This is a genomic window from Vibrio sp. Isolate33 (assembly GCF_022397895.1).
Lineage (GTDB): Bacteria > Pseudomonadota > Gammaproteobacteria > Enterobacterales > Vibrionaceae > Vibrio > Vibrio pomeroyi.
Map to the genome: position 1 here is coordinate 24638 of NZ_JAKEUP010000006.1, position 25707 is coordinate 50344.

Below are 25707 nucleotides of genomic sequence, written 5' to 3' on the forward strand. Positions count from 1 at the left end.
CGATTGAGAGTAGGCACATAAAAAATAGAGACATAAAAAATGCCAGCATCATGCTGGCATTTTTGTATCTGTGGTTTGTTCACTCGAGGCTGTCAGCTTGGTTTAACTGATGCTCTCTTTAGCTTCAGTATTCTGCTTGGTTTTAGCATTCTGTTGAGCATTACTTAGATCGGTTGGCCACTGGTCAAAAGGCACTGGACGACTGTATAAGAACCCTTGTGCTTGCGGGCATTGCAGCTGTTTAAGTAGGTCTGCTTGCTGCTGAGTCTCAACGCCTTCGGCGACTAAGCTGACCTTGAAGCCTTTGGTAATGTTGACGATGGCTGCAACGATAGAGCTGTCTAGATTCTCTTTGTTTAGCTTACTGACAAAGCTGCGGTCTATCTTCAAGCAATCAAATGGCAGTTTGTGCAGGTAGGCCAATGACGAATAACCAGTACCAAAGTCATCAATGGCAATTGAGATTCCCAATGCTTTGAGAGTCAGCATATTGTCGATGATGGTTGGGTCATTATCGATGATGCGTGACTCAGTGATTTCCAGCGTAAGGTTTTTGGCCGGTAGTTTGGTATCACTTAGCGTGTTTTTCACTAAACTAATAAACCCACTTTCACTGAGCTGATCGACAGATAAGTTAACGTGAATTGAGAAGTCTTCGCTCCATTTTCCTGACTCAATTGCAATTGCAGTATCTCGACAAGATTTGTGCAGGATCTGCTTACCAATGTCGTAGATAAGCCCGGTTTCTTCTGCCAGTGGAATGAATTCCAGTGGTGAGATAATACCTTCGTCGGTGACCCAGCGAGCCAAAGCCTCAGCGCCTATCGTGGTGCCTGATTCTAGGTCGATGATTGGCTGATAAAAGGGTTCAAATTGCTGCAGCTCAATCGCTTTGTTCAGTCGAGCCAACATCTTAGTGCGGTGTCGAGAGGCGTTACCCATCTCAGGACTATAGATGCTGACGCGTGTTTTATCTTGTTTAGCATTGCTGAGTGCAATGCTGCTGTTACGAAGCCACGACGTAATATCTTGATCGTTTGAGACATGTACAACACCAATCGAAACCTTAACCACAACACTTTCAGATTCCATTGCAAACGGAGAAGCAAAGGTTTGAACCAAGCGGTTAGCAAGCAGTTGAACGTCTTCCTCTTGGGTGACGTTAGGCGCGTATATCGCGAACTCATCACCGCCCGTGCGCGCCAACAGGTAATCCGATGGTAGCGTGCCTCTCAAGCGAGCGGCAGAGATGATCAGCAGTTGGTCGCCATTGTAGTGACCTAGGCTATCATTGATGTCTCGAAAGCGATCGATACCAACCAAGTACAGAGTGCCTTTTTCGGTTACTGCGTTTTTCTTTGCTGCATCGATAAAGCCTTCTCGGCTGTAGAGTTTGGTCAATGAGTCATAGGTCAGTTGAGACTGCAATTGCTGGAATGACGCTTTCAGGTTGTTGGCCATTTCGTTGAAGGCCTCTACCAACATACTGGTTTCGTAGATATTGCCTGACTTCGGCATACTGCTGTCCCAATCCCCTTTGGCAAGGCGTTTTGCGGCGTCTGCGGTGGAGGTGATGGGTTGGGTCACACGATTAAAAGCAATTAATCCTGCGATAATCCCAATGCAGCTAAGCGCGAGTCCAAGTAGCCAACTGTCTCTTTGGTTTTCTGGCAATTCACCGAGCAGGTTACTTTCTGGAATCGACATACCAATAAACCAAGTGAGGCCATGTTTATCTTCATAAGGTGTTATTTGGTTAAAGTATTGCTCGCCATCCAATGTGAACCTGAAGCGTTGTACGCCCATGTCGTCAATCAAATGCAGTTGATCAACGTAATTGGCACTCTCTCGTATTACTGGGTTGGCACTTTCTGTCGCCAGTAAGCGTTGGCCTTTGTGTGTCTTACCTGTTCCCCAAGAGACAATACTGCCGCCACCGGAGTGTGCGACTAAGCGTTGTTGCTGATCGATGATATAGACAGAAGCATCGGTCTTGTCTTTTAAGTTCTTCAGGAATGCGTTAAAGGTATTGATCTTGATGTCACTGACGATGACCGCTTTAAACTCATTGTCGGAATAGATAGGAGCGAGGGCTGAAAGAGTAATCTCTTGGCGTTCATCCGCATTGGCATAAATTGGTGACCATACAGCTTTTTTCTCATTAGCAACCGGTGTGTACCAAGGGCGGACTCTCGGATCGTATCCGGAAATGACCGAGCGAATGTCTTCGCTAATCTTGCTACCGCGGTAGATGACGAGTTGATCTTGGGTTCGTTCATCTTGCACCATTAAGGTGTAGCCGTTGTTGGCCTCTTTGCGAAAACCGACATAGTTGCCATCTTCAGAACCAAAGCCGATCACATCCAACTGCGGCACGGCAGTGAAATGGTCGGAAAACTTATAAAGGATGTAATCTTGAACCTTACTGAGATTACCGGGCTGATAGAGCTTGTGGTAACCAATGTTGTGGCTGAGGGAGAGGTTCGCGTGAAAGGGTTTTTCTAAAAAATCGGAAAGACTTTGATGAACGTTGTCAGTGAGTGATGCTAGCTGACGTGCACTAATATCACTCACCATCTCTTTGTAGCTTTGCTTTTGAGTGAAAACCATTACGCCCATAGTGAACAGAAATATCATCACGAAGGGCAGAACCACTGCGGTTCTCAATGTAATTTGTGTTTTCAAAGACATCTTTAGCTACAACTTTGGTGAATAGTGTACTGTAATTGTACCGACACTATTCAAACCAAGCGACACTTTTTTGGTTAAAAAGTAGCTGCATCGAGAGTCATATAATGCCTAGTACAGTTCTTTAAGCTTGCGAGTTAGGGTGTTTCGTCCCCATCCCAAAACCTTCGCTGCATCCTGTTTATGACCATTAGTATGGTTGAGTGCAGCCTCTAGCAGTATACGTTCAAACTCTGGCAGAGCATAAGTCAGCAGCTCCTTTTCTCCTGAATCAAGCGCACATTTTGCCCAATTCGCAAGCAATTGTTGCCAGTTATCTCCAGTACCGGAAGTGGTCACTACTTTCTCTTCCAACAGCTCAGGCGGTAAGTCCGAAGGGAGTATTTCACTGCCGCTCGCCATTACGGTCAACCAACGACAAATGTTCTCAAGCTGACGCACGTTACCCGGCCAATTGAGCTGGTTTAGCTTCATGATAGTTTCTGGGTGCAGTGTTTTCACTTCAACACCGAGCTCTTCAGCGGCTGATGCCAAGAAGTGATGAGTCAGCTTTTCAATGTCTTGTTTACGTTCGCGCAGTGCTGGGATGTGAATTCGGATTACATTGAGTCGGTGGAACAAGTCCTCACGGAAATCGCCTTCATGCACCAATCGTTCAAGATCTTGGTGGGTTGCCGCTACGATACGCACATCAACTTTAACCGCAGAGTGACCGCCGACACGATAAAACTGACCATCAGAAAGCACACGTAATAAGCGGGTCTGAATATCGAGTGGCATGTCACCGATCTCATCAAGAAACAGTGTGCCGCCGTTGGCTTGTTCGAAGCGTCCTTGGCGAACGCTGTTGGCTCCGGTAAAGGCACCTTTCTCGTGACCAAATAGCTCTGATTCAATCAGGTCTTTAGGAATAGCCGCCATGTTTAGGGCGATAAAGGGCTTCTTTGCTCTTGGGCTATGGCGATGTAAGGCATGAGCTACTAACTCTTTACCCGTACCAGATTCACCGTTGATGAGCACCGAAATGGATGAACGAGATAAGCGACCAATAGCTCGGAAAACTTCCTGCATCGCCGGTGCTTCACCGATGATCTCCGGTGCGTTGGTCTCTTCAGTGACTTCGCTGGCTTGTTCGCGCTTCTGTTCTTGGCTGTGTGCGATCGCTCGCTCTACTAGCGTGAGTGTCTCGTCGATATCAAACGGCTTTGGTAGGTATTCGAAGGCACCTTTTTGGTAAGCATTTACTGCAGCATCAAGGTCGGAGTGCGCGGTCATGATGATCACTGGCAGGTCAGGAGAGCGTTGATGTACTTGATGTAACAGCTCAATCCCGTCGATGCCAGGCATGCGAATGTCAGACACTAATACGTCTGGCGTCTCGCGCTCAAGAGCAAGCAACACGCTCTCTGCATCAGCAAATGTTTCGCACTTTATATCCGCAGATGAAAGTGTTTTCTCTACTACCCAGCGGATAGAGCTGTCGTCATCGACGACCCAAACGTATCCCTTACTCATAATTCAATTCCTTTGCAGCCAAATCTATTGTGATAATCATTGTTGTTTTTATTGTTCGTATTCTTCGTTGCCATGAAGCTCACTTTCTCATCGAGAAGTGTCGCTTGGTTTATATCGGCAAATAAATCGTGAATGTGGTGTTACCTGGCCAGCTCTCAACATCAATCTTTCCGTTGTGCTGATCGATCAGGTTTTGAGATATCGATAACCCTAAGCCTGTGCCACCCTCTCGTCCGCTGACCATTGGGTAAAACAGTGTGTCTTTTAATTCGTCGGGGATGCCCGGGCCGTTATCGCTGATCTCAATTCGAGCAGCGAGTTTGTGTCGCTGCCCATGAATGTTTGCTTGATGCACCGTTCTGGTGCGAATGGTGATTTTCCCAGATTCCTGAGTCTTTAGAATCTGCGCCGCATTACTCACGATATTGAGCATGGCTTGTTCAACTTGCGCAGAGTCCATCAAAATCGCTGGTAAGCTTGGGTCGTAATCTCGTTCGATAGCGAGCGTCGAACCCGATTCGAGCTCAACCAGCTGCCTTACTTTTTCGAGTATCTGGTGAAGGTTCTCTTCTGATTTGGTTCCTGGCTTTTGTGGGCCAAGCAGGCGATCGACTAAAGCGCGTAAGCGGTCGGCTTGCTCAATAATGATCTGGGTGTACTCATTCAGAGACTGATCAGGGAGCATCTTTCCAAGCAGCTGCGCAGCACCTCTTAAACCACCCAATGGGTTCTTAATTTCATGAGCTAATCCACGTACTAGCAACTTAGCCGCTTGCTGTTGTGCATGTTGGTTAAGCTCTTGGCTGAGTCGTCTTTGCTGGTCTATCTTGCGCATTTCAACTAATAGCAGCGTCTCACGTTGCCACGAGATTGGGCTAACCGTTACTTCAAGCATCAGAGGGCGGTTATCAACAACGAAGGTCACATCGCTATCGGTAATGCTTTGGCCACTTTGTAGTGGTTGGGTCAGCAGTGCCAAGTCAAGAGAGGCGTGTTGGATAAGCTGACTCAGTGGATGATCAACAATGCGTCGCGCACTCTGTGAAAAGAGTTGTTCAGCCGCCGGATTGGCGTATCGCACATAGAGTTGCTCATCGAGCATTAATGTCGAAGTCACCATATTGTCGAGAATGGCGCTGGAAAGATGATGTGTATCTATGCTGTCGCTTTTGGCTGATCGATTCACTATTTCGTCCTTGAACTGGTGTTTTTCTCACTGCACCAAATTGGTGCGTAGCTAAGTTCAAGTATGGCGCATATCAACCAGAAGCTAAAGATAATTCATTAGAGTTGCTGAAAGCTGCTTCGATTAGGTGAAAAGTAGAGGTAATTCAGTCTCTTTTAACACATTGGCCTACTTGAGCGTCGCTCGATGTAAATACACGGTGACTGGACTAGTAGATGCAATAAGCTTGCCGCTTCTATGTGCTTGAATTGCAATGGTGTGAGTACCTCGATCGATACCTTTTAATTCCCAGTTAGGTTGGGTTTGAGGAGCCCCGTAACGGCGGCCATCGAGCATCAATTGCAGCTGCTCTCCAATACCGAGTTTTCGGTTAAGCTCGATTTGAATTGGGATTAAACCGCGGTTACTACGGATAGTTTGATCATGGATGGGTGTCAGCATAGTGAGTGTTAACGGAGTCGGTGCCTCGCGTTCTTTGGTTTCGGTTTGTAGCTGAGCTTGAGCGGGCGTTGCTGTTGAAGTTGCAGCGTCAACGGGAGTCGAGGCCTCAAATTTAGGGGCGGGTGCTGATGCTTGTACATCAGGCAGGCGAAGAGACTTAGCGCTTTGATCGGTCGGTGTGTCACTAAAGTGGAGTACGCCCTCCTCATCGACCCAGGTATACACAGTTTGAGCAGAGCACGAGAACGCGACTGTTAACCCGATTAGGAACAGTATGTTTTTCATATCTTTAGCCTCTTTCCACCCTTGGGTGGTTTCACGTTTGGCATTGGTTTTATTGGTTTTATTGGTTTTATTGGTTTTATTGGTTTTGATTTTATTGTATGTAGCGCGACAGCCTCTGAGGGCTTTTGTCTAAGGTATGGTACGAGGAGGGGAGCATCGAGAGAATATAAAAAAGGCCCGCCTGCGAGGCGAGCCTAATATTTAGTTAGCGATTCTTACAAGGTTGCAGTAAGAAATGGCTTATCTCTACCAGAGATTAAACTGAGTAGTACAGTTCAAACTCAAGTGGGTGTGTAGCCATGTTCACGCGTTGTACGTCGTCAGATTTCAGAGCGATGTAAGAATCGATGAAGTCGTCAGAGAATACGCCGCCAGCTGTTAGGAACTCACGGTCTTCGCTAAGCGCTGCTAGAGCTTCTTGTAGAGATTCTGCAACTGTTGGGATTTCAGCTGCTTCTTCTGCAGGAAGGTCGTATAGATCTTTATCCATAGCTTCGCCTGGGTGAATCTTGTTCTTGATGCCGTCAAGGCCAGCCATAAGCATTGCTGAGTAGCATAGGTATGGGTTAGCTGCTGGGTCACCAAAACGTAGCTCGATACGGCGTGCTTTAGGGCTTGGTACTACTGGGATACGGATAGAAGCAGAACGGTTACGTGCTGAGTAAGCAAGCATTACAGGTGCCTCGAAACCAGGTACAAGACGCTTGTACGAGTTAGTTGATGGGTTAGCAAACGCGTTGATTGCACGAGCGTGCTTGATTACACCACCGATGTAGTAAAGAGCCATTTCAGATAGGCCGCCGTACTTATCACCAGCAAACAGGTTAACGCCGTCTTTTGCTAGAGATTGGTGAACGTGCATACCAGAACCGTTATCACCAACTAGTGGTTTAGGCATGAATGTCGCTGTTTTACCAAATGCGTGAGCAACGTTGTGTACAACGTACTTGTAGATTTGAGTTTCATCAGCTTTCGCTGTTAGCGTGTTGAAGCGAGTAGCGATTTCGTTTTGACCCGCAGTTGCTACTTCGTGGTGGTGAGCTTCAACTACTAGGCCCATCTCTTCCATTACTAGACACATTGCTGAACGGATGTCTTGAGATGAATCTACAGGAGCTACTGGGAAGTAACCGCCTTTAACGCCAGGACGGTGACCTTTGTTACCGCCTTCGAAGTCAGTACCTGTGTTCCAAGCTGCTTCTACGTCATCGATCTTGAAGAAAGAACCAGACATGTCGTTTGAGAACTTAACGTCATCAAATAGGAAGAACTCTGGCTCAGGACCAACTAGAACTGTGTCTGCGATACCTGTAGAACGTAGGTACTCTTCAGAACGTTTAGCGATAGAGCGTGGGTCACGGTCGTAGCCTTGCATTGTTGCAGGCTCAAGAATGTCACAACGGATGTTTAGCGTTGCGTCTTCTGTGAATGGGTCCAGTACAGCAGATGCTGCGTCTGGCATCATTACCATGTCAGATTCGTTAATGCCTTTCCAACCAGCTACTGAAGAGCCGTCAAACATTTTGCCTTCTTCGAAGAAGTCTGCATCAACTTGGTGAGAAGGAATAGAGATATGCTGCTCTTTACCTTTTGTATCAGTAAAACGTAAGTCGATAAATTTAACTTCGTTCTCTTGGATCAGGGATAGTACATTTTCTACTGACATCTTGGATAACCTCCAGTGTTATTAATTCGGTATTAGCTCGATTCGGTTGAAACTAGCATTGATTAATGTCTATAAGTGCATTAATCGATGCTGATTTATCTATAGCCAAAAACGTGCCAAAAAAATTATTCCATTAATTTCAATAATTTAACTGTTTTTAAGTTTTGCTCAATCTACTTTTTGCACCAAAATGATCTCTAGTTGCACCTTGTTGGTGCAATCGTTTGTCTGTGCACCAATATGAGACAATAAGCGAACACCATTCAGCAATGAATTGCCTAAGTTGTCAATCCACTTTTGTCATTTTGCCGGAGATTTGGCTTGTGACTCGCGCGTGATGCTTTTTTAGAATCCTACGAATCGGGCTACCCAACACTGTACTGAATCAAAGTTAAGAGGATATGAATCGCTAACTAAGAAAAAAGCCTTGGTTCAGATCACATATTTCTGGGTTTTTGTCTAGAATCTGGTATATTATTGACCGTTTTTTAAATCAAGCTAGCGGTTATTATCCAAACTTTTGAGATAAGTGACGGCTACTTTTATGAGTGAATCGAGAATCCATGTCTACTCCACAGATTGATAAGTTAAGAAATATCGCGATCATCGCGCACGTTGACCACGGTAAAACGACTTTGGTTGATAAACTGCTACAACAGTCAGGCACTCTTGAGTCTCGTGGTGAAGCTGAAGAGCGTGTCATGGATTCGAATGACATCGAAAAAGAGCGTGGCATTACCATTCTTGCTAAGAACACAGCAATCAACTGGAACGATTACCGCATCAACATCGTAGATACCCCGGGACACGCGGACTTCGGTGGTGAAGTTGAGCGTATTATGTCTATGGTTGACTCTGTTCTGCTTATCGTTGACGCAGTTGACGGCCCAATGCCTCAAACTCGTTTCGTAACGCAAAAAGCATTCGCACACGGTCTTAAGCCAATCGTTGTAATCAACAAGATTGACCGCCCAGGCGCTCGTCCTGATTGGGTTATGGATCAAGTATTCGACCTTTTCGACAACCTAGGTGCTACTGATGAGCAACTAGACTTCACCGTTGTTTACGCTTCAGCTCTAAACGGTTGGGCAACAATGGAAGAAGGCGAAACTGGTACAGACATGGAACCATTGTTCCAAGCTGTTGTTGATACAGTAGACGCGCCTGCAGTTGACCTTGACGGTCCTCTACAAATGCAAATTTCGCAACTTGATTACAGCTCTTACGTAGGTGTTATCGGTGTTGCTCGTGTTACACGTGGTTCTGTTAAGCCAAACCAACAAGTAACTATCGTTGGTTCTGACGGTAAGAAGCGTAACGGTAAAGTAGGTACAGTTCTTGGTTACCTAGGTCTTGACCGTCACGAAGTTGAGCAAGCTAACGCTGGCGACATCATTGCAATCACTGGTCTTGGCGAGCTGAAGATTTCAGACACTATCTGTGACCAAAACAATGTTGAAGCAATGACTCCGCTTTCTGTTGACGAACCAACAGTAACAATGACGTTCCAAGTAAACACTTCTCCGTTCGCGGGTAAAGAAGGTAAGTTCGTTACTTCACGTAACATTCTTGAGCGTCTAGAAAAAGAACTAGTACACAACGTTGCACTACGTGTTGAAGAAACTGATAACCCAGATCGCTTCCGTGTTTCAGGTCGTGGTGAACTTCACCTATCTATCCTGATCGAAAACATGCGTCGTGAAGGCTTCGAGCTAGCTGTATCTCGTCCAGAAGTTATCATCAAGAAAGACGAAGATGGCAACCTAACTGAACCGTTTGAAACTGTGACTATCGACGTGCTTGAAGAGCACCAAGGTGGCATCATGGAAAACATCGGTCTACGTAAAGGTGAACTAACTGATATGTCTCCAGATGGCAAAGGCCGTGTTCGCATGGACTTCATGATGCCTTCTCGTGGTCTTATCGGTTTCCAAACTGAGTTCCTAACTCTAACGTCTGGTTCTGGTCTTCTTTACCACTCATTTGATCACTACGGTCCTCACAAAGGCGGCGTAATCGGTCAACGTAACAACGGTGTTCTAATCTCGAACGCTACTGGTAAAGCTCTGACTTACGCACTATTCAACCTACAAGAACGTGGTCGTCTATTTGCTGAGCACGCGGATGAAGTATACGAAGGTCAAATCATCGGTATTCACAACCGTTCAAACGACCTGACAGTAAACTGTCTGAAAGGTAAGCAGCTAACGAACGTTCGTGCATCTGGTACTGATGAAGCACAGGTTCTTTCGCCACCTATCCGTCACACTCTAGAGCAAGCTCTTGAGTTCATCGACGAAGACGAACTAGTAGAAGTAACGCCAGAAAGCATTCGTATCCGTAAGAAGCTTCTTACTGAAAACGAACGTAAGCGCGCAGCACGTCCAGCTAAGGCTTAATTGCCAGCTGACTAGCTTCTAGCTAAGTAAATAAGAAAGCCCTGAGTAGCCAAGCTGCTCAGGGCTTTTTGTTTTATGTGCAGTTTAGAAAAGTATCGGAAACCATAAGCTGTGTGAGGTTCCCTATCACGCTCGTGCCTCGCTGTAGGGAATGACGGGTGTTTGTTTGGTGGTTACGAGTAAACGGGATACGAAGAGCATATTCGATATGTATTCAGTGAATCGTCATTCCAGAATTGAGGAACGAAATATCTGGAATCTCTCTTCGATATGCACTGGTGGCAGGAAAGAGGTGCTTACTGAGTTAGAGCGTAGCTTTGATTGCTAAGTGAATTTTAACGAACTGCACTCGATCAGCGACCGACATAAATGGCACTTCAACCACCTCATAACCTAGCGTTTGATAGACGCTGACTAGCGTGTGGTGAATCTCTAATGCTTCTTCAAAGGGATAAGGGCGCACATTATCTTGAACATAAATCGAAGCCTCTGGGCGGCAGAAGAGGACTTGTGAGTGATAGCCTTGGCTTGCTTCTCGATAGGTCGCATCTATCTCTAGTTTCGCCTGAGCTAAATATCCACAGATGTCCGGAATGGCGCGATCGAGGAACGCAATTGGGTGCTGACTGGCTTGCCCTTTCTGTTCGCTCATCACACCTAAACAAAGCTCAGCAAAGCCCGGAAGATCTAGCCAAGGCAAGATACCGTTTTCAAGCTGACTCTGCTGCTCTATTAACTGGCGAGAGGACTCGGCAAAGGTTGGGTAACCCGTATCTCCCAAGGCATTAATTAGTGTAGTCTTTCCGGCACCAGGGCCGCCAGTAATAATGATTGGGTTCATACGGGCTGTCTAATGAGTTTCTACTGATGTTATTTCTGGTTCAGTTGAGCTAGGAATTTATCCGATTCTTCGATAGCAGCATTCATCTGCTTAATCGCGTAGGCGATGTCTTTTTCTAAGCTCATGAACTCGCCTTGCAGTGAACCAACCGCGCTCGCATTGAGGTTATGCTTTAAGTAAAGCGTGTTGTCTCGAAGGGTATTGAGTACCGGATCCATTTTCTTCTCTGCACGCTTCATAGCTGACAACATGGTCTTGTAAGAGGATTGAGTCTCGCGCAGCTTTTGCTCGCTTGAGCGACGCAGTGAGTCACTGGTGTAGAGGTCTAACTCTCCCTGCCACTCTTCAAACAAAGCATCCGACACATCTTCAATTGCAGCAATACGATCACTGACATTTTGAGCGGCTTTTTCGCTGTCTTGGTATTTGTCGTTGATTTGGTTGTACATGTCTTCTAGGTCGCCGCCACTGAAGTTAGTCAGGCTGCTGAGCGCTTCAAGTGCGCTGGTAAACTCTTCCTGAGCATCCTGCTGTGACTCTTTTGCGTCTTCTACTCTGTCGACCATAATGTCACGTTTGTGGTAACCCACTTGCTCCATTGCGGAGTAATAAGCTGACTGGCATCCAGTAAGAGTAAAAATAGAGAGGACTATAACTATTAAATAAGGCATCCTAGTTTCCTATAGTTAAATAATATCAATCGTAGTAAATATCCGCTCAATCTAGCTTGTTAAAATGCTCGATAACGGCGTTAGAGTTTTTGATTGTAGAATAACTACTTATCAAAACTATTCTTTGCCGAGAAGGGTTGCCTTGTTCTCTAGCCTTTTTCCTACGCTATTTTTGAACATTTATTCACTGTGATTGATATGTCGGAATAATAATTAGGACTATGAACGAGTTACAAGGGAGTTACAAGTTGAAGATAAAAAAGGTCGGCACACTCAGCATTCATTTTTCTCGCTATCTTTTGGCGCGAATGACGCACGATAGAGTCAACGTGAATGCGGGTTACTTGGCGTACATTACTTTGCTCTCAATCGTACCGATGTTGACGGTTCTGCTCTCTATCTTATCGTCATTCTCTATCTTTGCTGATGTCGGTATCGTGATTCAAAACTTCGTCATTACCAACTTTGTCCCAGCGTCAGGAGATGCGGTGCATGGTGCCTTGCTCGAGTTTGTTGCAAACACGGGTAAGATGACAGCGGTCGGTAGTGTGTTCTTATTTATCGCAGCACTGATGTTGATCTCGAATATCGATAAGAACCTAAACTACATCTGGCGTGTTAATGAGAAACGACGTGCAGTGTTGTCTTTCTCTATGTACTGGATGGTGCTAACACTTGGGCCTATCTTGGTTGGGGCGAGCATTGCGGCTACTTCGTATGTGACATCGCTCAGTCTGCTACAAAATGAAGTGGTATCTGGCGCCTTTAATACCGTGATTCGCAAACTTCCTTTGATTCTCTCTTTCTTTGCGTTCTTCGGTTTGTACCTGTTGGTCCCCAACAAAAAGATACATTTTTCTCACGCAGCAGCAGGCTCTCTGGTTGCGGCTCTGTTGTTCGAACTCAGTAAGAAAGGCTTCGCGGCCTACATTACTCAATTCCCTTCTTATCAGCTGATCTATGGCGCTTTGGCAGCGATTCCGATTCTTTTTGTCTGGGTGTATTTGTGTTGGCTGATCGTACTGGTTGGTGCTGAGGTGACGGCTGCGCTCGGTGAGCACGAACAGTGGAGTGACACGCAAGAAATGGTACACTCTTCGGATAACGACAAAATCACAGAGCAAGGAAACAACAGTGATAGCACTGATCCAGAGAGTAAGTGAAGCTGCCGTCCGTGTTGATGGCGAAGTAGTTGGTGAGATTGAGCAAGGCTTATTAGTTCTGTTAGGCGTAGAAAAAGGTGATGATGAAGCCAAAGCCAAACGTTTGATGGAACGAGTGACCACTTATCGTGTCTTTGGAGATGAAGACGATAAAATGAACCTCAACGTGAAGCAGGTAGAAGGTAAGGTATTAGTGGTATCTCAATTCACCCTGCCGGCCGATACCAAGAAAGGCACACGAGCAGGTTTTTCTCGCGGTGCTCACCCAGAAGATGCAGAGCGTCTTTACAACTATTTCTCTGACCAATGTGAATCAGTGTTGCCAACGGAACGTGGCCGATTCGCAGCCGACATGAAAGTGTCATTGGTCAATGATGGTCCAGTAACATTCTGGCTGCAGGTTTAGGCTTAAAGGAATAAGCATGTTTAAACTCATAACTCCAACCACCGAAAATCAACTGAACAAGTATTACCATTTTCGTTGGCAGATGTTGCGCGAACCATGGCGAATGCCTGTCGGTTCAGAGCGCGATGAATATGATGGCATGAGTCACCATCGCATGATTGTCGATGGTCGAGGCCGCCCAATGGCGATCGGCCGTCTGTATATCACTCCCGATCTCGAAGGTCAGATCCGCTATATGGCGGTGAAAAACTCTCGTCGTAGCAAAGGCATGGGCTCACTGATTTTGGTCGCGCTAGAGTCGTTGGCTCGCCAAGAAGGTGCCAAGCGTTTGGTGTGTAATGCACGCGAAGATGCGATTTCATTCTATGAGAAGAATGATTTTGAACGTCGTGGTGAGATTAATGACCAACGCGGCCCTGTGCGTCACCAGCAGATGGTTAAGCATCTTGATCCAATGGCAGACGTACTGCGCAAACCGGAATGGTGTAATGAGCTGCAGCAGCGCTGGGAGCATCAGATCCCTATCAGTGACAAGATGGGCATTAAGATTAACCAGTACACGGGTTACCAATTTGAGTGTAGTGCTCAACTGAATCCAAACCTGAACCCGCACAATACCATGTTTGCAGGTTCAGCTTTTACGCTAGCAACCTTAACGGGCTGGGGTATGACATGGCTACTGATGAAAGAGCGCGGCTTAACCGGTGATATCGTTCTAGCAGACAGTAATATTCGTTATCGTCATCCGGTCGAGCAAAACCCTGTCGCTTCAACTTCTTTAGACGGTATCAGTGGTGACTTGGACCGCCTCGCATCAGGCAGAAAGGCGCGTATCATCATTCACGTGACCATTCATAGTGGCGATGTGGAAGCGGTAGAGTTTACCGGAACCTATATGCTGATCCCTGACTACAAGAAGATACTATCGACTGATAGCAAGGTGAGTGAATAGCGTTACTATTCCTTGATGAACGTTTGCTTGATTGTAGATTGAGTTATCGATTGAAAGCGCTATTCCTGTGGAGTGGCGCTTTTTTGTTGGCAGTCATCAATCTCTGAATATTCAGCGTGGTCAAGCTTTCCTGAGATTTGATGGCATTGGTCGGACAGAGTAATCGAAAGCGTGTGTAGATCGGTTTTAAGCAAGTCGAGCTCTCCCGTTACCTGACCATTTAACGTTTGAACCCTTTGCGAACCTTCCTCGTCTGCGGATGCACCAATAATGTGCATTGGTTCGAGTGTGAAACGGCCACGGTCAAAATTCGCATTGAGCTCTGGGATCTCGAATACGTTATCGGTTGAGGTTTCAGAAAGAATGTCGTTAAAGGTCATCACGCCTTGGCGAACGCTACCAGTGAGTTGGCCTGTGGTTGAATAGCCAAGCATCAGTGAGTCACCATACAAACCGGCTGCTTGAAGTTCGAATTCGCCATAACCGGTTGCATCAAGCGGTAATTCCAGTTGTTGCAGCATTGGCGAGATAGGCAAGCCATCGGCAGATATATCTATACTCCACGGCTTGCTGATTTGGTTAAAGTCGAGTGTTGCATTGGCTTCAACATAACCATTCTTTAATGGCATAAACAGGCGTGTCAGCGTCCATTTCCCTTGTTCGCTATTCATTTCAACCACAGGTTGAGCGCTGAGGATACTTTGGTAGCTGGCATCGTTGGCGCTGGCCATTAATTTACCTTGCCACAAACCTAGCTTTCTATTTTGCAGCAGTTGAACGTGATGCCCTTCGACATGCAGCCCTGATACCTGCCAGTAAGGTTTCTCTGCAAGCTGGATGAGTTGGGTGCGTTCTACATTTAGTCGGTCTATAGAGGCTTGTTGAAGCTCTGTAAGCCAAGGTATTAAGCGTGAGGCGGGGAGATGATTATCTTGGCTTTCGGTAATCCATTTGATGCCTTGAAGATCAAGCTGTGCCAAATGAATGGTAGTAGGGGTAACCTTGCCATTTAGCTGAATACTGCCTTGTAGGAATTGTGTATAGAAGTCTTCAACCAAAATTTGGTTGGGGTTTAGGTTCAGCTTGAGACTTGGATCGATGAATTGATCATTGTCCAAGGTGACGCCTTCAGCTTGCAGAGAGAAAATGGCTTTCTGTTGCTTCCACAGTTCAAAAGGCAATTGGATATTTTCTAGTGAGGCATCAAAGGCTACAAGGTGACCATCTTTCCACTCTATGTCACTACGCAGAATATCTAAGCTATTGATGTGGTTGATCTGAATACCTGCCACATCCCATTCTTTGTTCAATAGGCTTTGAGTTTGCTCTTCATTTAATCGCAAACCATCAATCGTCACATTCACCAACGACCAGTCATGTTGATATTGTTCAGCTTGCCCAGAAATCTTGGCACCACGCCAATCAAAGGAAGCGCCATAAAGGGTGCTGTCACTCGGTTTGAGGTCTAGGTCAATCAACAGATTATCGAAGGCTTCGCCTTGCCAGTATAACTGCGAGGCTGAAAGTTGGGTTTTGCCATAGGGTAGTAGTGAGCTTTGGTTATCCCACACGGGATCGGCGATCTGAAGGTCGATGCCTCGTGCATTAAAGTCTGGAGTTGAGAAATCTAGATTATTGATCGCTAGCTGACGGAGCTTGAGGTTTGGTTGGGTAAACACTGATGTGAGTGTGTCCAGATCGTCGGCTTCTAACTGCAGGCCGCTGATCAATACAGAGTCCAAAACCAGCTTAGCATCAAGAAGAGAGTCTGGGCTGAACCAGATGTCGGCCTTGTCGATATACAGAGGGGGGTGTTTTTCAGATTGGCTTTGGGTGATGCCCATCAAGGTGATGTGATAAGGCGCCTGATACTCAACATCTTCAATGAGCACCGGTTGTTCAATCGTATGCTTGATAAAAAAGTTAGCAACATCGGCGCGGTATTGAGTTTGTAGGCTTAATAGCAACGCTGCGATCACCGCAACGGCGATAGCCAACACAATGCCAAACACCATGAATACCTTTTTCATTCCCTGAAAGCCTTAAATCTCAATAGTCTTAAAACAGAGTGGAACAAAAAGGGTCAAGCATCAACAAAAAAGCCCCTCAAAAGAGGGGCTTGCTACAAAAATATCATTTTAAATTGGGCGTTCGCTTTTGACTAAGCCCGAGCAGATGGTTGGATTAGTCCAGTTGAGGACCAGCTGCAACCAGTGACTTACCTTCAGCGTTGTCTGTGTACTTGTCAAAGTTGTTGATGAAGCGTTCTGCTAGATCTTTCGCTTTGCTTTCCCATTGTAGCGGGTCAGTGTACGTGTCGCGTGGGTCAAGAATCGCTGGGTCAACATCGTGTAGCGCTAGTGGCACTTCTAGGTTGAACATAGGGATAACCTTAGTATCAGCCTTGTCGATAGAGCCATCTAGGATTGCGTCGATGATGCCACGCGTATCTTGGATAGAGATACGTTTGCCAGTTCCGTTCCAACCTGTGTTTACTAGGTACGCTTCAGCGCCAGCTGCTTCCATGCGCTTCACAAGTACTTCAGCGTACTGAGTTGGGTGAAGAGTAAGGAACGCCGCACCAAATGCCGCAGAGAACGTTGGCGTTGGTTCAGTAATACCACGCTCTGTACCGGCTAGTTTCGCTGTGAAGCCAGATAGGAAGTGGTACTTCGTTTGTTCTGGGGTCAGCTTAGAAACTGGTGGTAGTACACCAAATGCATCAGCAGTCAGGAAGATAACCTTTTGAGCATGACCTGCTTTTGATACTGGTTTAACGATGTTGTCGATGTGGTGGATCGGGTAAGAAACACGAGTGTTTTCAGTTTTAGAACCGTCATCAAAATCAATAGAGCCATCGCCACGAACCGTTACGTTTTCTAGCAGTGCATCACGGCGGATAGCGTTGTAGATTTCTGGTTCTGCTTCTTTAGATAGACGAATGGTCTTCGCGTAACAGCCACCTTCAAAGTTGAAGATACCGTCGTTGTCCCAACCGTGCTCATCATCACCGATTAGCTCACGCTTAGGATCGGTAGATAGGGTTGTTTTACCTGTACCAGATAGGCCGAAGAAGATGGCTACATCGCCTTTCTCGCCTACGTTTGCACTACAGTGCATTGAAGCGATGCCTTGTAGAGGCAGTAGGTAGTTCATCATTGCGAACATGCCTTTCTTCATCTCACCGCCGTACCAAGTACCACCGATGATTTGAACACGCTCTGTTAGGTTGAAAGCAACGAAGTTTTCAGAGTTTAGACCCTGTTTTTCCCAGTTAGGGTTGGTTGTTTTAGCACCGTTCATTACCACGAAATCAGGTTCGAACGTTGCCAGTTCTTCGTCAGTTGGACGAATGAACATGTTCTTAACGAAGTGCGCTTGCCACGCTACTTCAGTGATAATACGTACACTTAAGCGCGTATCTGGGTTAGCACCACAATAACCGTCAATGACAAACAGGCGCTTGCCAGATAGCTGAGTTGTCACAAGCTCTTTCAGCTCATTCCATACTTCAGTTGTAATCGGTTTGTTGTCATTTTTGCCTTGATCTGACCACCACATGGTATCGCGGGTCGTGTCATCTTTAACAATGTACTTATCTTTTGGTGAGCGGCCAGTAAAGATACCAGTGTCAACCGCAACAGAGCCTAGTTCCGTTACTACGCCTTTTTCGTAGCCTTCCAAACCTGGCAGTGTTTCTTCAACGAATAACTGCTCGTAGCTAGGATTACGAAGAACTTCAGTAACGCCAGTCAGTCCGTGCTTAGTTAGATCAATTTGTGCAGCCTTAGTATGTTCCATAACGGTCATAGGTGCTCCTTGTAGGATATTTTGTAGGGATTTTGTATTAATTTTTTATTGTTATCTGCTCACCATGCTAGCAACGAGACTCGGGGGAAACAGGGATACAGCTCAAAAAATATCCATATTAACCTTGGGGTTTTAAGCGTCTCGTCACATATTGGCCCAACTAGTCTATCCTGTACGCAAACCTTTGCGCTAGGGGCGAGAACATTATTAATTGATTAAAATTAAGCGGTGATTTTATTACGAAATGTTAAGGAGTTTGCGCTATTTTGATCACAAAAAAAGCCAGCTGAGTGCTGACCTTTTTGGGGTAAATTACGTGTTTTTGGTACGCCGTAAATTAATGAACCGTATTGCTGCCTTTATCTGCTGCTTCTGCGTACAAAGCATCAACATCGTTCTTGTCGAACGAGTAGTTTGTGCCACAGTAATCACAGTGCAGAGCAACGCTACCTTCTGTACTTAGGATGTCGTAGATCTCTTCTTGAGCAACGGTAATGATAGCCGCCGCGCTGCGATCGCGAGAGCAACCACAGAAGAACTCAACCGGTTGCGGTGTGAACAGCTGTACTTTCTCTTGGTTGTACAAACGGTAAAGCAGTTCGTTGGCTTCTAGAGTGAACAGCTCTTCGTTTTTCACTGTGTCTGTTAGCTGCTCTAGGTGCTCGAAGTCGTCTGGTGTGCCAGTGCCGTCAGGCATAACTTGCAGCAACATACCTGCAGCGTGTGCTTTGTCTTCGTGCTCGCCAGTACGTAGCCATAGACGAGTCTTAAGCTGCTCAGAGTTAGCGAAGTAACCTTCAAGTACTTCAGCAAGAGTGTCGCCTTCAAGACCAACGATACCTTGGTAACGCTCACCTTTCTTAGGATCGATAGTGATCACTAGGTGGCCTTTACCCATAAGATCGTGCAGACCAGCGTCGTCAGCGATATCGCCTTCAAAGCGAGCAACACCACGGATCTTCTGATCGTGATCGCCATTAATAACTGCTAGAGATACTGGGCCGTCACCTTGCAATTGCATAGTGATCGAACCTTCAAACTTTAGGGTCGCAGTTAGTAGCGTTGTTGAAACCAATAGCTCACCCAGTAGTTTTTGCACGGGTGCTGGGTATTCCTTGCTAGAAATAATCTGTTGGTACGCTTCATCCATTTGTACCAATTCACCACGTACTGATAGATCTTCAAATAGGTAGCGATTTAGAACATTACTTGTAGACATTGGGTCTGCCATTTGGCTATTCCTTCTAGCTTATTGATGCTTGAACTTGATGATGTCACGACGTTGCTTCTTATCAGGGCGACGCTCTGGAGCTGGGTTATGAGCATTCAGTTTGCGCTGTTTGGCAAACTCTTCTCTCTTTGCCAAGCTCTCGGTGGTTTCTTCATAGAGGGTTTGAGCGATCGGAGCTCCACCGCGATGGGCAGAGATTTTCTCGATAGTCACCGTCTTTTCTTCATTACCTTGACGCAGTGTAATTACTGCCCCAAGTTCGACAATTTTACTTGGCTTGCTGCGCTGACCATTATAGTGGACTTTGCCACCATCGACCATGTTGCGAGCAATCGACCGGGTTTTGTAAAAGCGTGCTGCCCACAACCATTTATCGAGTCTGACAGCTTCATTAGCAGTTTTCATATAGGGCTGTGCCTTATTAAGTGAGAAATGAATGCGGTTTAACTGTAATGAACAGTGCGCAACATGTTTTTGATGATGCTTATCACATTAAGTAGAAGCTTTAAGTGGAGGCGGTTGGCATTTTTTTCAAGTCATATTACAAAATAGCCATGTTATGCCGATTTATAGATTTGCTATGATATAGTTCAGGATCTTATGCTTAAATAAGCTCGGTATCGAACGAATGAATAAAAAAGCTGAAAGTTTAATGATTTGCAGCGTTTGTCGTCATGAAAAGGGGCAAGGAAAGTGAACTTTTTAGAGCTCAAAAATAGCGTAGGGAATTCTCCTGTGTTGAGCCGCTTATTAGAGAATGGATTTGTACTTCAGCAGAAACTGAGCCTAGCTACGTGTTGTGTGTTGATTGCAGCTTCTGCATGGATTTTAGGACAGCTTGCATGGTTTATTGAACCTGCCGAGCAAACAGTCGTGCCTTGGAAAGCAACGGCTTCATCGTCTTCTGCACCTCAATCGACCCTTGATATCTCATCTTTGCAGAAGAGTAACCTTTTTGGTGCCTATAACCCAACTACGGCTCCAGTGGTTGAGCAACAAGTGATCCAAGATGCACCAAAGACGCGATTGAACCTGGTATTGGTGGGTGCGGTTGCCAGTTCGAATCCTAAATTAAGCTTAGCTGTGATTGCTAATCGTGGCACGCAAGCAACCTACGGAATTAACGAAGAGATAGAAGGCACCAGAGCTAAGCTCAAAGCCGTGTTAGTGGATCGCGTGATCATTGATAACTCAGGCCGTGATGAAACCTTGATGCTTGAAGGTATTGAGTACAAGCGTTTGGCGGTATCAGCCCCTGCGCCACCTCGTGCTTCTTCATCTGTTCGTGGTAATAACCCCGCTTCTGCAGAAGAGAAGTTGGATGAAATTAAAGCGAAGATAATGAAAGATCCGCAACAAATCTTCCAATATGTTCGCCTGTCTCAGGTGAAGCGCGACGATAGTGTTATTGGTTATCGTGTGAGCCCTGGCAAAGATTCAGAACTTTTTAACTCTGTTGGGCTCCAAAACGGAGATATTGCCACTCAGTTAAATGGGCAAGACCTGACAGACCCCGCCGCTATGGGCAACATATTCCGTTCCATCTCAGAGCTGACAGAGCTAAATCTCGTCGTTGAGCGAGATGGGCAACAACATGAAGTGTTTATTGAATTTTAAAACTTTGCGTCTAACGAAGGACGAAAGTGTAGGAGAAGTACGTGAAGCATTGGTTTAAGAAAAGTGCATGGTTACTGGCAGGAAGCTTAATCTGCACACCCGCAGCCATCGCTAGTGATTTTAGTGCCAGCTTTAAGGGCACTGATATTCAAGAGTTTATTAATATCGTTGGTCGTAACCTAGAGAAGACGATCATCGTTGACCCATCGGTGCGCGGGAAAATCGATGTACGTAGCTACGACGTCCTTAACGAAGAGCAATATTACAGCTTCTTCTTAAACGTTTTAGAGGTGTACGGCTACGCGGTCGTTGAGATGGACTCGGGTGTTTTGAAGATCATCAAAGCCAAAGACTCTAAAACATCGGCAATTCCAGTAGTCGGTGACCGTGACTCAATCAACGGCGATAGCGTCGTGACACGAGTTGTGACGGTGCGTAATGTGTCGGTTCGTGAGCTTTCTCCTTTGCTTCGTCAATTGAACGACAACGCAGGCGCGGGTAACGTTGTGCACTACGACCCAGCCAACATCATCCTTATTACAGGCCGAGCGGCGGTAGTAAATCGCTTAGCGGAAATCATCAAGCGTGTTGACCAAGCTGGTGACAAAGAAATTGAAGTTGTTGAGCTAAAGAATGCTTCAGCCGCTGAGATGGTGCGTATCGTAGATGCTTTGAACAAAACCACAGACGCAAAGAATACACCTGCCTTCCTTCAACCTAAATTGGTTGCTGATGAGCGTACCAACGCAATCCTTATCTCCGGTGACCCTAAGGTTCGTAGCCGCCTAAGAAAGCTTATCGAGCAACTTGATGTCGAAATGGCTACTAAGGGTAACAACCAAGTTATCTACCTTAAGTATGCGAAAGCTGAAGATTTAGTTGATGTGTTGAAAGGTGTGTCGGACAACCTGCAATCAGAGAAACAGTCATCAACCAAAGGTAGCTCATCGCAACGTAACCAAGTGATGATCTCTGCCCACAGTGATACCAACTCGTTAGTGATTACTGCCCAACCAGACATTATGAACGCGTTGCAAGATGTGATCGCTCAGCTAGATATTCGTCGTGCTCAAGTATTGATTGAAGCCTTAATTGTCGAAATGGCTGAGGGTGACGGCATCAACCTTGGTGTGCAATGGGGTAACCTTGATACAGGTGCTGTGATTCAGTACGGCAACACAGGTGCATCAATCGGTGGCGTAATGGTTGGTCTAGAAGAGGCCAAAGACACTGAAACGACCACTGCAGTCTACGACTCTGATGGTAACTTCCAACGTAATGAGACGACTACTGAAAAGGGCGACTATTCAACACTAGCATCAGCACTTTCTGGTGTTAATGGTGCGGCTATGAGTGTGGTGATGGGTGACTGGACTGCACTGATCAGCGCGGTAGCGACCGATTCAAACTCAAACATTCTATCTTCTCCAAGTATTACGGTAATGGATAACGGCGAAGCGTCATTCATTGTGGGTGAAGAGGTGCCTGTTCTAACAGGTTCAACAGCCGGTTCAAGTAACGATAATCCATTCCAAACCGTTGAACGTAAAGAAGTGGGTATCAAGCTGAAGGTTGTTCCACAAATCAACGAAGGCGACTCAGTTCAGCTAAATATTGAACAAGAAGTATCAAACGTATTGGGCGCGAATGGCGCGGTTGATGTGCGTTTTGCTAAGCGTCAATTGAATACATCAGTGATCGTTCAAGATGGTCAAATGTTGGTACTTGGTGGTCTGATCGATGAGCGCGCATTAGAGAGTGAATCTAAGGTGCCATTCTTAGGTGATATTCCAGTGCTTGGGCACCTGTTCAAATCAACCAGTACTCAGGTTGAGAAAAAGAACCTAATGGTATTCATTAAGCCAACCATAATTCGTGATGGCATGACGGCTGATGGTATCACTCAGCGTAAATACAACTTCATCCGAGCTGAGCAGTTGTACAAGGCGGAGCAAGGTTTGAAACTGTTGGATGACGATAACATCCCAGTATTGCCTAAATTTGGTGCCGATATGAATCACCCGGCTGAGATCCAAGCCTTCATCGATCAAATGGAAACAGAATAATGGCTGAATTGGTAGGGGCGGCACGTACTTATCAGCGCTTGCCGTTTAGCTTTGCGAACCGCTACAAGATGGTGTTGGAATATCAACATCCAGAGCGCGCGCCGGTGCTTTATTATGTAGAGCCTCTGAAATCGGCAGCGATCATTGAAGTCAGCCGCGTTGTGAAAAATGGCTTTACGCCACAAGCGATCAGCGCAGACGAATTTGATAAAAAACTGACCGATGCTTATCAGCGTGACTCGTCGGAAGCGCGTCAGTTAATGGAAGATATTGGTGCCGACAACGACGACTTCTTCTCGTTGGCGGAAGAGTTGCCACAAGATGAAGACTTGCTTGAGTCAGAAGACGATGCGCCAATCATCAAGTTAATCAATGCGATGCTGGGTGAGGCGATCAAAGAAGGCGCTTCAGATATCCATATCGAAACCTTTGAGAAGTCACTGTCTATCCGTTTCCGCATTGATGGTGTGTTGCGTGATGTTCTTGCACCGAGCCGTAAACTGGCTCCGCTGTTGGTGTCACGTGTGAAGGTTATGGCTAAGCTAGATATTGCGGAAAAACGCGTGCCACAGGATGGTCGTATTTCTCTGCGTATTGGTGGTAGAGCGGTCGATGTTCGTGTGTCTACCATGCCTTCATCACACGGTGAACGCGTGGTAATGCGTCTGTTGGATAAAAACGCGACTCGTCTAGACTTGCACAGTTTGGGGATGACGGCAGAGAACCATGAGAACTTCCGTAAACTGATTCAACGTCCGCACGGTATTATCTTGGTAACGGGTCCTACTGGTTCGGGTAAATCGACGACCTTGTATGCAGGCCTGCAAGAGCTAAACAGCAACGAACGTAACATCCTTACCGTTGAAGACCCAATCGAATTCGATATCGATGGCATTGGTCAAACACAAGTGAACCCTAAGGTTGATATGACCTTTGCTCGTGGTTTACGTGCCATTCTTCGTCAAGATCCCGATGTGGTTATGATTGGTGAGATCCGTGATTTAGAAACCGCAGAAATTGCCGTTCAAGCCTCTTTGACGGGTCACTTGGTGATGTCGACTCTCCATACCAATACCGCGGTAGGTGCGATTACGCGTCTGCGTGATATGGGCATCGAACCCTTCCTTATATCTTCTTCACTGCTTGGTGTTCTGGCACAGCGCCTAGTTCGTACCTTGTGTAACGACTGTAAAGAACCTTATGAAGCGGACAAAGAGCAAAAGAAGCTGTTTGGACTGAAGAAAAAAGACAGCCTGACGCTTTACCATGCCAAAGGGTGTGAGCACTGTAGCCATAAAGGTTACCGAGGCCGTACCGGCATTCATGAGCTTCTGATGGTTGATGAGTCGGTTCAAGAGCTGATTCATAGCGAGGCGGGCGAACAAGCGATTGAGAAAGCAATTCGTGGCACAACCCCAAGTATTCGAGAGGATGGCTTGAGCAAAGTTCTGAAAGGGGTAACGTCCCTAGAAGAAGTGATGCGCGTGACCAAGGAAGTCTAGTATGGCGGCATTTGAATACAAAGCGCTGGATGCTAAAGGTAAAAGCAAAAAGGGCTCGATTGAGGCGGATAACGCTCGTCAGGCTCGCCAGCGCTTAAAAGAGCAAGGCTTGATGCCGGTCGAAATGACCGAAGCCAAAGCAAAAACGGCGAAGGGGTCACAGCCTTCGACTAGCTTTAAGCGAGGTATCAGCACGCCTGACCTTGCCTTGATTACTCGTCAAATATCAACGCTTGTTCAATCGGGTATGCCTCTAGAAGAGTGCTTGAAGGCAGTCGCAGAGCAATCTGAAAAGCCACGTATTCGAACTATGCTATTGGCGGTTCGCTCTAAAGTTACTGAGGGCTACTCGCTAGCTGACAGCCTGTCTGATTACCCACATATCTTCGATGAGCTGTTTAGAGCCATGGTTGCGGCAGGTGAGAAATCAGGGCACTTAGATGCGGTATTGGAACGATTAGCTGATTACGCGGAAAACCGTCAGAAAATGCGATCTAAACTCCTACAAGCGATGATCTATCCAGTGGTGCTGGTGGTGTTTGCGGTGACGATTGTTTCGTTCCTGTTGGCAACCGTGGTACCTAAAATCGTCGAGCCGATCATCCAAATGGGCCAAGAGCTTCCTCAATCGACACAATTTTTATTGGCATCGAGTGAATTTATCCAGAATTGGGGCATCCAATTACTGTTGTTGATCATTGGTGTGATTGTTCTGGTTAAGACCGCACTGAAAAAGCCGGGCGTTCGCATGAGTTGGGATCGCAAATTATTGAGCATTCCGCTTATCGGCAAGATAGCAAAAGGGATCAATACCTCTCGTTTTGCACGAACACTTTCTATCTGTACCTCGAGTGCGATTCCCATCCTTGAAGGGATGAAGGTCGCGGTTGACGTGATGTCTAATCACCATGTGAAACAACAAGTATTACAAGCATCGGATAGCGTAAGAGAAGGAGCGAGCCTGCGTAAAGCCTTGGATCAAACCAAACTCTTCCCACCGATGATGCTGCATATGATTGCCAGTGGTGAGCAGAGTGGTCAATTGGAACAGATGCTGACAAGAGCGGCAGATAACCAAGACCAAAGCTTTGAGTCGACCGTGAATATTGCCCTAGGCATATTTACCCCAGCCCTTATCGCTTTGATGGCAGGCTTAGTGCTGTTCATTGTGATGGCGACTCTAATGCCGATGCTTGAAATGAACAATTTAATGAGCGGTTAACGTATTGCTCATCAGACGTTAGTTTTTGGATTATCGAGAAGAAGGA

General features: G+C 46.2%; 19 protein-coding genes. 8 read left to right on the forward strand and 11 right to left on the reverse strand.

The window, feature by feature from the left end; translation table 11 throughout:
• Nucleotides 1-102 precede the first annotated feature (102 nt).
• From L1D37_RS11250 to glnA, 5 genes are all read right to left on the reverse strand, one after another.
• A complete protein-coding gene (locus L1D37_RS11250; RefSeq protein ID WP_239847936.1) occupies nucleotides 103-2691 on the reverse strand; it encodes an EAL domain-containing protein in 2589 nt (862 codons plus the stop codon).
• Nucleotides 2692-2799: 108 nt separating this feature from the next.
• The gene (gene glnG, locus L1D37_RS11255) at nucleotides 2800-4203 is read right to left on the reverse strand and encodes a nitrogen regulation protein NR(I) (RefSeq protein ID WP_017631965.1); all 1404 of its coding nucleotides are present in this window, start codon (nucleotides 4201-4203) and stop codon (nucleotides 2800-2802) included.
• 109 nt (nucleotides 4204-4312) lie between these two features.
• Entirely contained in the window at nucleotides 4313-5389 is a 1077-nt protein-coding gene (gene glnL, locus L1D37_RS11260) for a nitrogen regulation protein NR(II) (protein WP_017095622.1), read from the reverse strand.
• A 168-nt stretch (nucleotides 5390-5557) separates the two neighbouring features.
• On the reverse strand, nucleotides 5558-6115 hold the full coding sequence (locus tag L1D37_RS11265; protein WP_239847937.1) for a DUF4124 domain-containing protein: 558 nt from the start codon (nucleotides 6113-6115) through the stop codon (nucleotides 5558-5560).
• 256 nt (nucleotides 6116-6371) lie between these two features.
• On the reverse strand, nucleotides 6372-7781 hold the full coding sequence (gene glnA / locus L1D37_RS11270) for a glutamate--ammonia ligase (protein ID WP_017631962.1): 1410 nt from the start codon (nucleotides 7779-7781) through the stop codon (nucleotides 6372-6374).
• Nucleotides 7782-8344: 563 nt separating this feature from the next.
• On the opposite strand from glnA, the gene typA reads away from it, so the two are divergent.
• Entirely contained in the window at nucleotides 8345-10180 is a 1836-nt protein-coding gene (gene typA, locus L1D37_RS11275) for a translational GTPase TypA (RefSeq protein WP_086711625.1), read from the forward strand.
• A gap of 304 nt (nucleotides 10181-10484) precedes the next feature.
• Here typA and L1D37_RS11280 read toward each other — a convergent pair whose 3' ends face one another.
• Nucleotides 10485-11021 carry an AAA family ATPase gene (locus tag L1D37_RS11280; RefSeq protein WP_239847938.1) on the reverse strand — a complete coding sequence of 179 codons (537 nt, stop codon included), beginning with the start codon at nucleotides 11019-11021 and terminating at the stop codon, nucleotides 10485-10487.
• Between the two features lie 29 nt (nucleotides 11022-11050).
• Nucleotides 11051-11692 (reverse strand): DUF2959 domain-containing protein, encoded by a 642-nt coding sequence (locus L1D37_RS11285; RefSeq protein WP_239847939.1) that lies wholly within the window; start codon nucleotides 11690-11692, stop codon nucleotides 11051-11053.
• Between the two features lie 221 nt (nucleotides 11693-11913).
• On the opposite strand from L1D37_RS11285, the gene L1D37_RS11290 reads away from it, so the two are divergent.
• The 3 genes from L1D37_RS11290 to L1D37_RS11300 are packed head-to-tail and all read left to right on the forward strand — an operon-like array spanning nucleotide 11914 to nucleotide 14213.
• Nucleotides 11914-12855, forward strand: a complete 942-nt coding sequence (locus L1D37_RS11290; RefSeq protein ID WP_123322543.1) for a virulence factor BrkB family protein — start codon at nucleotides 11914-11916, stop codon at nucleotides 12853-12855.
• On the forward strand, nucleotides 12827-13261 hold the full coding sequence (gene dtd, locus L1D37_RS11295) for a D-aminoacyl-tRNA deacylase (protein ID WP_004735590.1): 435 nt from the start codon (nucleotides 12827-12829) through the stop codon (nucleotides 13259-13261). Before L1D37_RS11290 ends, dtd begins: the two co-directional genes overlap by 29 nt.
• A gap of 16 nt (nucleotides 13262-13277) precedes the next feature.
• Nucleotides 13278-14213, forward strand: a complete 936-nt coding sequence (locus L1D37_RS11300; protein WP_017633229.1) for a bifunctional GNAT family N-acetyltransferase/hotdog fold thioesterase — start codon at nucleotides 13278-13280, stop codon at nucleotides 14211-14213.
• Between the two features lie 59 nt (nucleotides 14214-14272).
• Here L1D37_RS11300 and L1D37_RS11305 read toward each other — a convergent pair whose 3' ends face one another.
• The 4 genes from L1D37_RS11305 to hslR form a co-directional block, all read right to left on the reverse strand.
• Nucleotides 14273-16228: an AsmA family protein gene (locus L1D37_RS11305; protein ID WP_239848036.1), complete on the reverse strand. Its 1956-nt coding sequence runs from the start codon at nucleotides 16226-16228 to the stop codon at nucleotides 14273-14275.
• Nucleotides 16229-16397: 169 nt separating this feature from the next.
• Nucleotides 16398-18023 carry a phosphoenolpyruvate carboxykinase (ATP) gene (gene pckA, locus L1D37_RS11310; RefSeq protein ID WP_048663054.1) on the reverse strand — a complete coding sequence of 542 codons (1626 nt, stop codon included), beginning with the start codon at nucleotides 18021-18023 and terminating at the stop codon, nucleotides 16398-16400.
• Nucleotides 18024-18360: 337 nt separating this feature from the next.
• Nucleotides 18361-19254: an Hsp33 family molecular chaperone HslO gene (gene hslO / locus L1D37_RS11315; protein ID WP_176680693.1), complete on the reverse strand. Its 894-nt coding sequence runs from the start codon at nucleotides 19252-19254 to the stop codon at nucleotides 18361-18363.
• 18 nt (nucleotides 19255-19272) lie between these two features.
• The gene (hslR, locus tag L1D37_RS11320; protein WP_017629473.1) at nucleotides 19273-19659 is read right to left on the reverse strand and encodes a ribosome-associated heat shock protein Hsp15; all 387 of its coding nucleotides are present in this window, start codon (nucleotides 19657-19659) and stop codon (nucleotides 19273-19275) included.
• Nucleotides 19660-19947: 288 nt separating this feature from the next.
• Between hslR and gspC the strand changes: the two genes are divergently transcribed.
• The 4 genes from gspC to gspF are packed head-to-tail and all read left to right on the forward strand — an operon-like array spanning nucleotide 19948 to nucleotide 25661.
• Complete coding sequence (gspC, locus tag L1D37_RS11325) at nucleotides 19948-20871, forward strand: type II secretion system protein GspC (protein ID WP_239847940.1); 924 nt, start codon at nucleotides 19948-19950, stop codon at nucleotides 20869-20871.
• Nucleotides 20872-20912: 41 nt separating this feature from the next.
• On the forward strand, nucleotides 20913-22937 hold the full coding sequence (gene gspD, locus L1D37_RS11330; protein WP_132940732.1) for a type II secretion system secretin GspD: 2025 nt from the start codon (nucleotides 20913-20915) through the stop codon (nucleotides 22935-22937).
• Nucleotides 22937-24439 (forward strand): type II secretion system ATPase GspE, encoded by a 1503-nt coding sequence (gene gspE / locus L1D37_RS11335; protein ID WP_017629476.1) that lies wholly within the window; start codon nucleotides 22937-22939, stop codon nucleotides 24437-24439. The genes gspD and gspE overlap by 1 nt, the downstream gene beginning before the upstream one ends.
• Before the next feature lies 1 nt (nucleotide 24440).
• A complete protein-coding gene (gspF, locus tag L1D37_RS11340; RefSeq protein WP_017629477.1) occupies nucleotides 24441-25661 on the forward strand; it encodes a type II secretion system inner membrane protein GspF in 1221 nt (406 codons plus the stop codon).
• The last annotated feature ends 46 nt before the right edge of the window (nucleotides 25662-25707 follow it).

What these genes read in the sequence shown, in the direction of transcription:
- glnG (WP_017631965.1), bottom strand. Translation starts at nt 4,203, where the DNA reads ATGAGTAAGGGATACGTTTGGGTCGTCGATGACGACAGCTCTATCCGC.
- L1D37_RS11290 (WP_123322543.1), top strand. Translation starts at nt 11,914, where the DNA reads ATGAACGAGTTACAAGGGAGTTACAAGTTGAAGATAAAAAAGGTCGGC.
- hslO (WP_176680693.1), bottom strand. Translation starts at nt 19,254, where the DNA reads ATGGCAGACCCAATGTCTACAAGTAATGTTCTAAATCGCTACCTATTT.
- gspF (WP_017629477.1), top strand. Translation starts at nt 24,441, where the DNA reads ATGGCGGCATTTGAATACAAAGCGCTGGATGCTAAAGGTAAAAGCAAA.
- L1D37_RS11285 (WP_239847939.1), bottom strand. Translation starts at nt 11,692, where the DNA reads ATGCCTTATTTAATAGTTATAGTCCTCTCTATTTTTACTCTTACTGGA.
- gspE (WP_017629476.1), top strand. Translation starts at nt 22,937, where the DNA reads ATGGCTGAATTGGTAGGGGCGGCACGTACTTATCAGCGCTTGCCGTTT.
- L1D37_RS11305 (WP_239848036.1), bottom strand. Translation starts at nt 16,228, where the DNA reads ATGGTGTTTGGCATTGTGTTGGCTATCGCCGTTGCGGTGATCGCAGCG.
- typA (WP_086711625.1), top strand. Translation starts at nt 8,345, where the DNA reads ATGTCTACTCCACAGATTGATAAGTTAAGAAATATCGCGATCATCGCG.
- L1D37_RS11250 (WP_239847936.1), bottom strand. Translation starts at nt 2,691, where the DNA reads ATGTCTTTGAAAACACAAATTACATTGAGAACCGCAGTGGTTCTGCCC.
- glnA (WP_017631962.1), bottom strand. Translation starts at nt 7,781, where the DNA reads ATGTCAGTAGAAAATGTACTATCCCTGATCCAAGAGAACGAAGTTAAA.
- L1D37_RS11265 (WP_239847937.1), bottom strand. Translation starts at nt 6,115, where the DNA reads ATGAAAAACATACTGTTCCTAATCGGGTTAACAGTCGCGTTCTCGTGC.
- pckA (WP_048663054.1), bottom strand. Translation starts at nt 18,023, where the DNA reads ATGACCGTTATGGAACATACTAAGGCTGCACAAATTGATCTAACTAAG.
- hslR (WP_017629473.1), bottom strand. Translation starts at nt 19,659, where the DNA reads ATGAAAACTGCTAATGAAGCTGTCAGACTCGATAAATGGTTGTGGGCA.
- L1D37_RS11280 (WP_239847938.1), bottom strand. Translation starts at nt 11,021, where the DNA reads ATGAACCCAATCATTATTACTGGCGGCCCTGGTGCCGGAAAGACTACA.
- L1D37_RS11300 (WP_017633229.1), top strand. Translation starts at nt 13,278, where the DNA reads ATGTTTAAACTCATAACTCCAACCACCGAAAATCAACTGAACAAGTAT.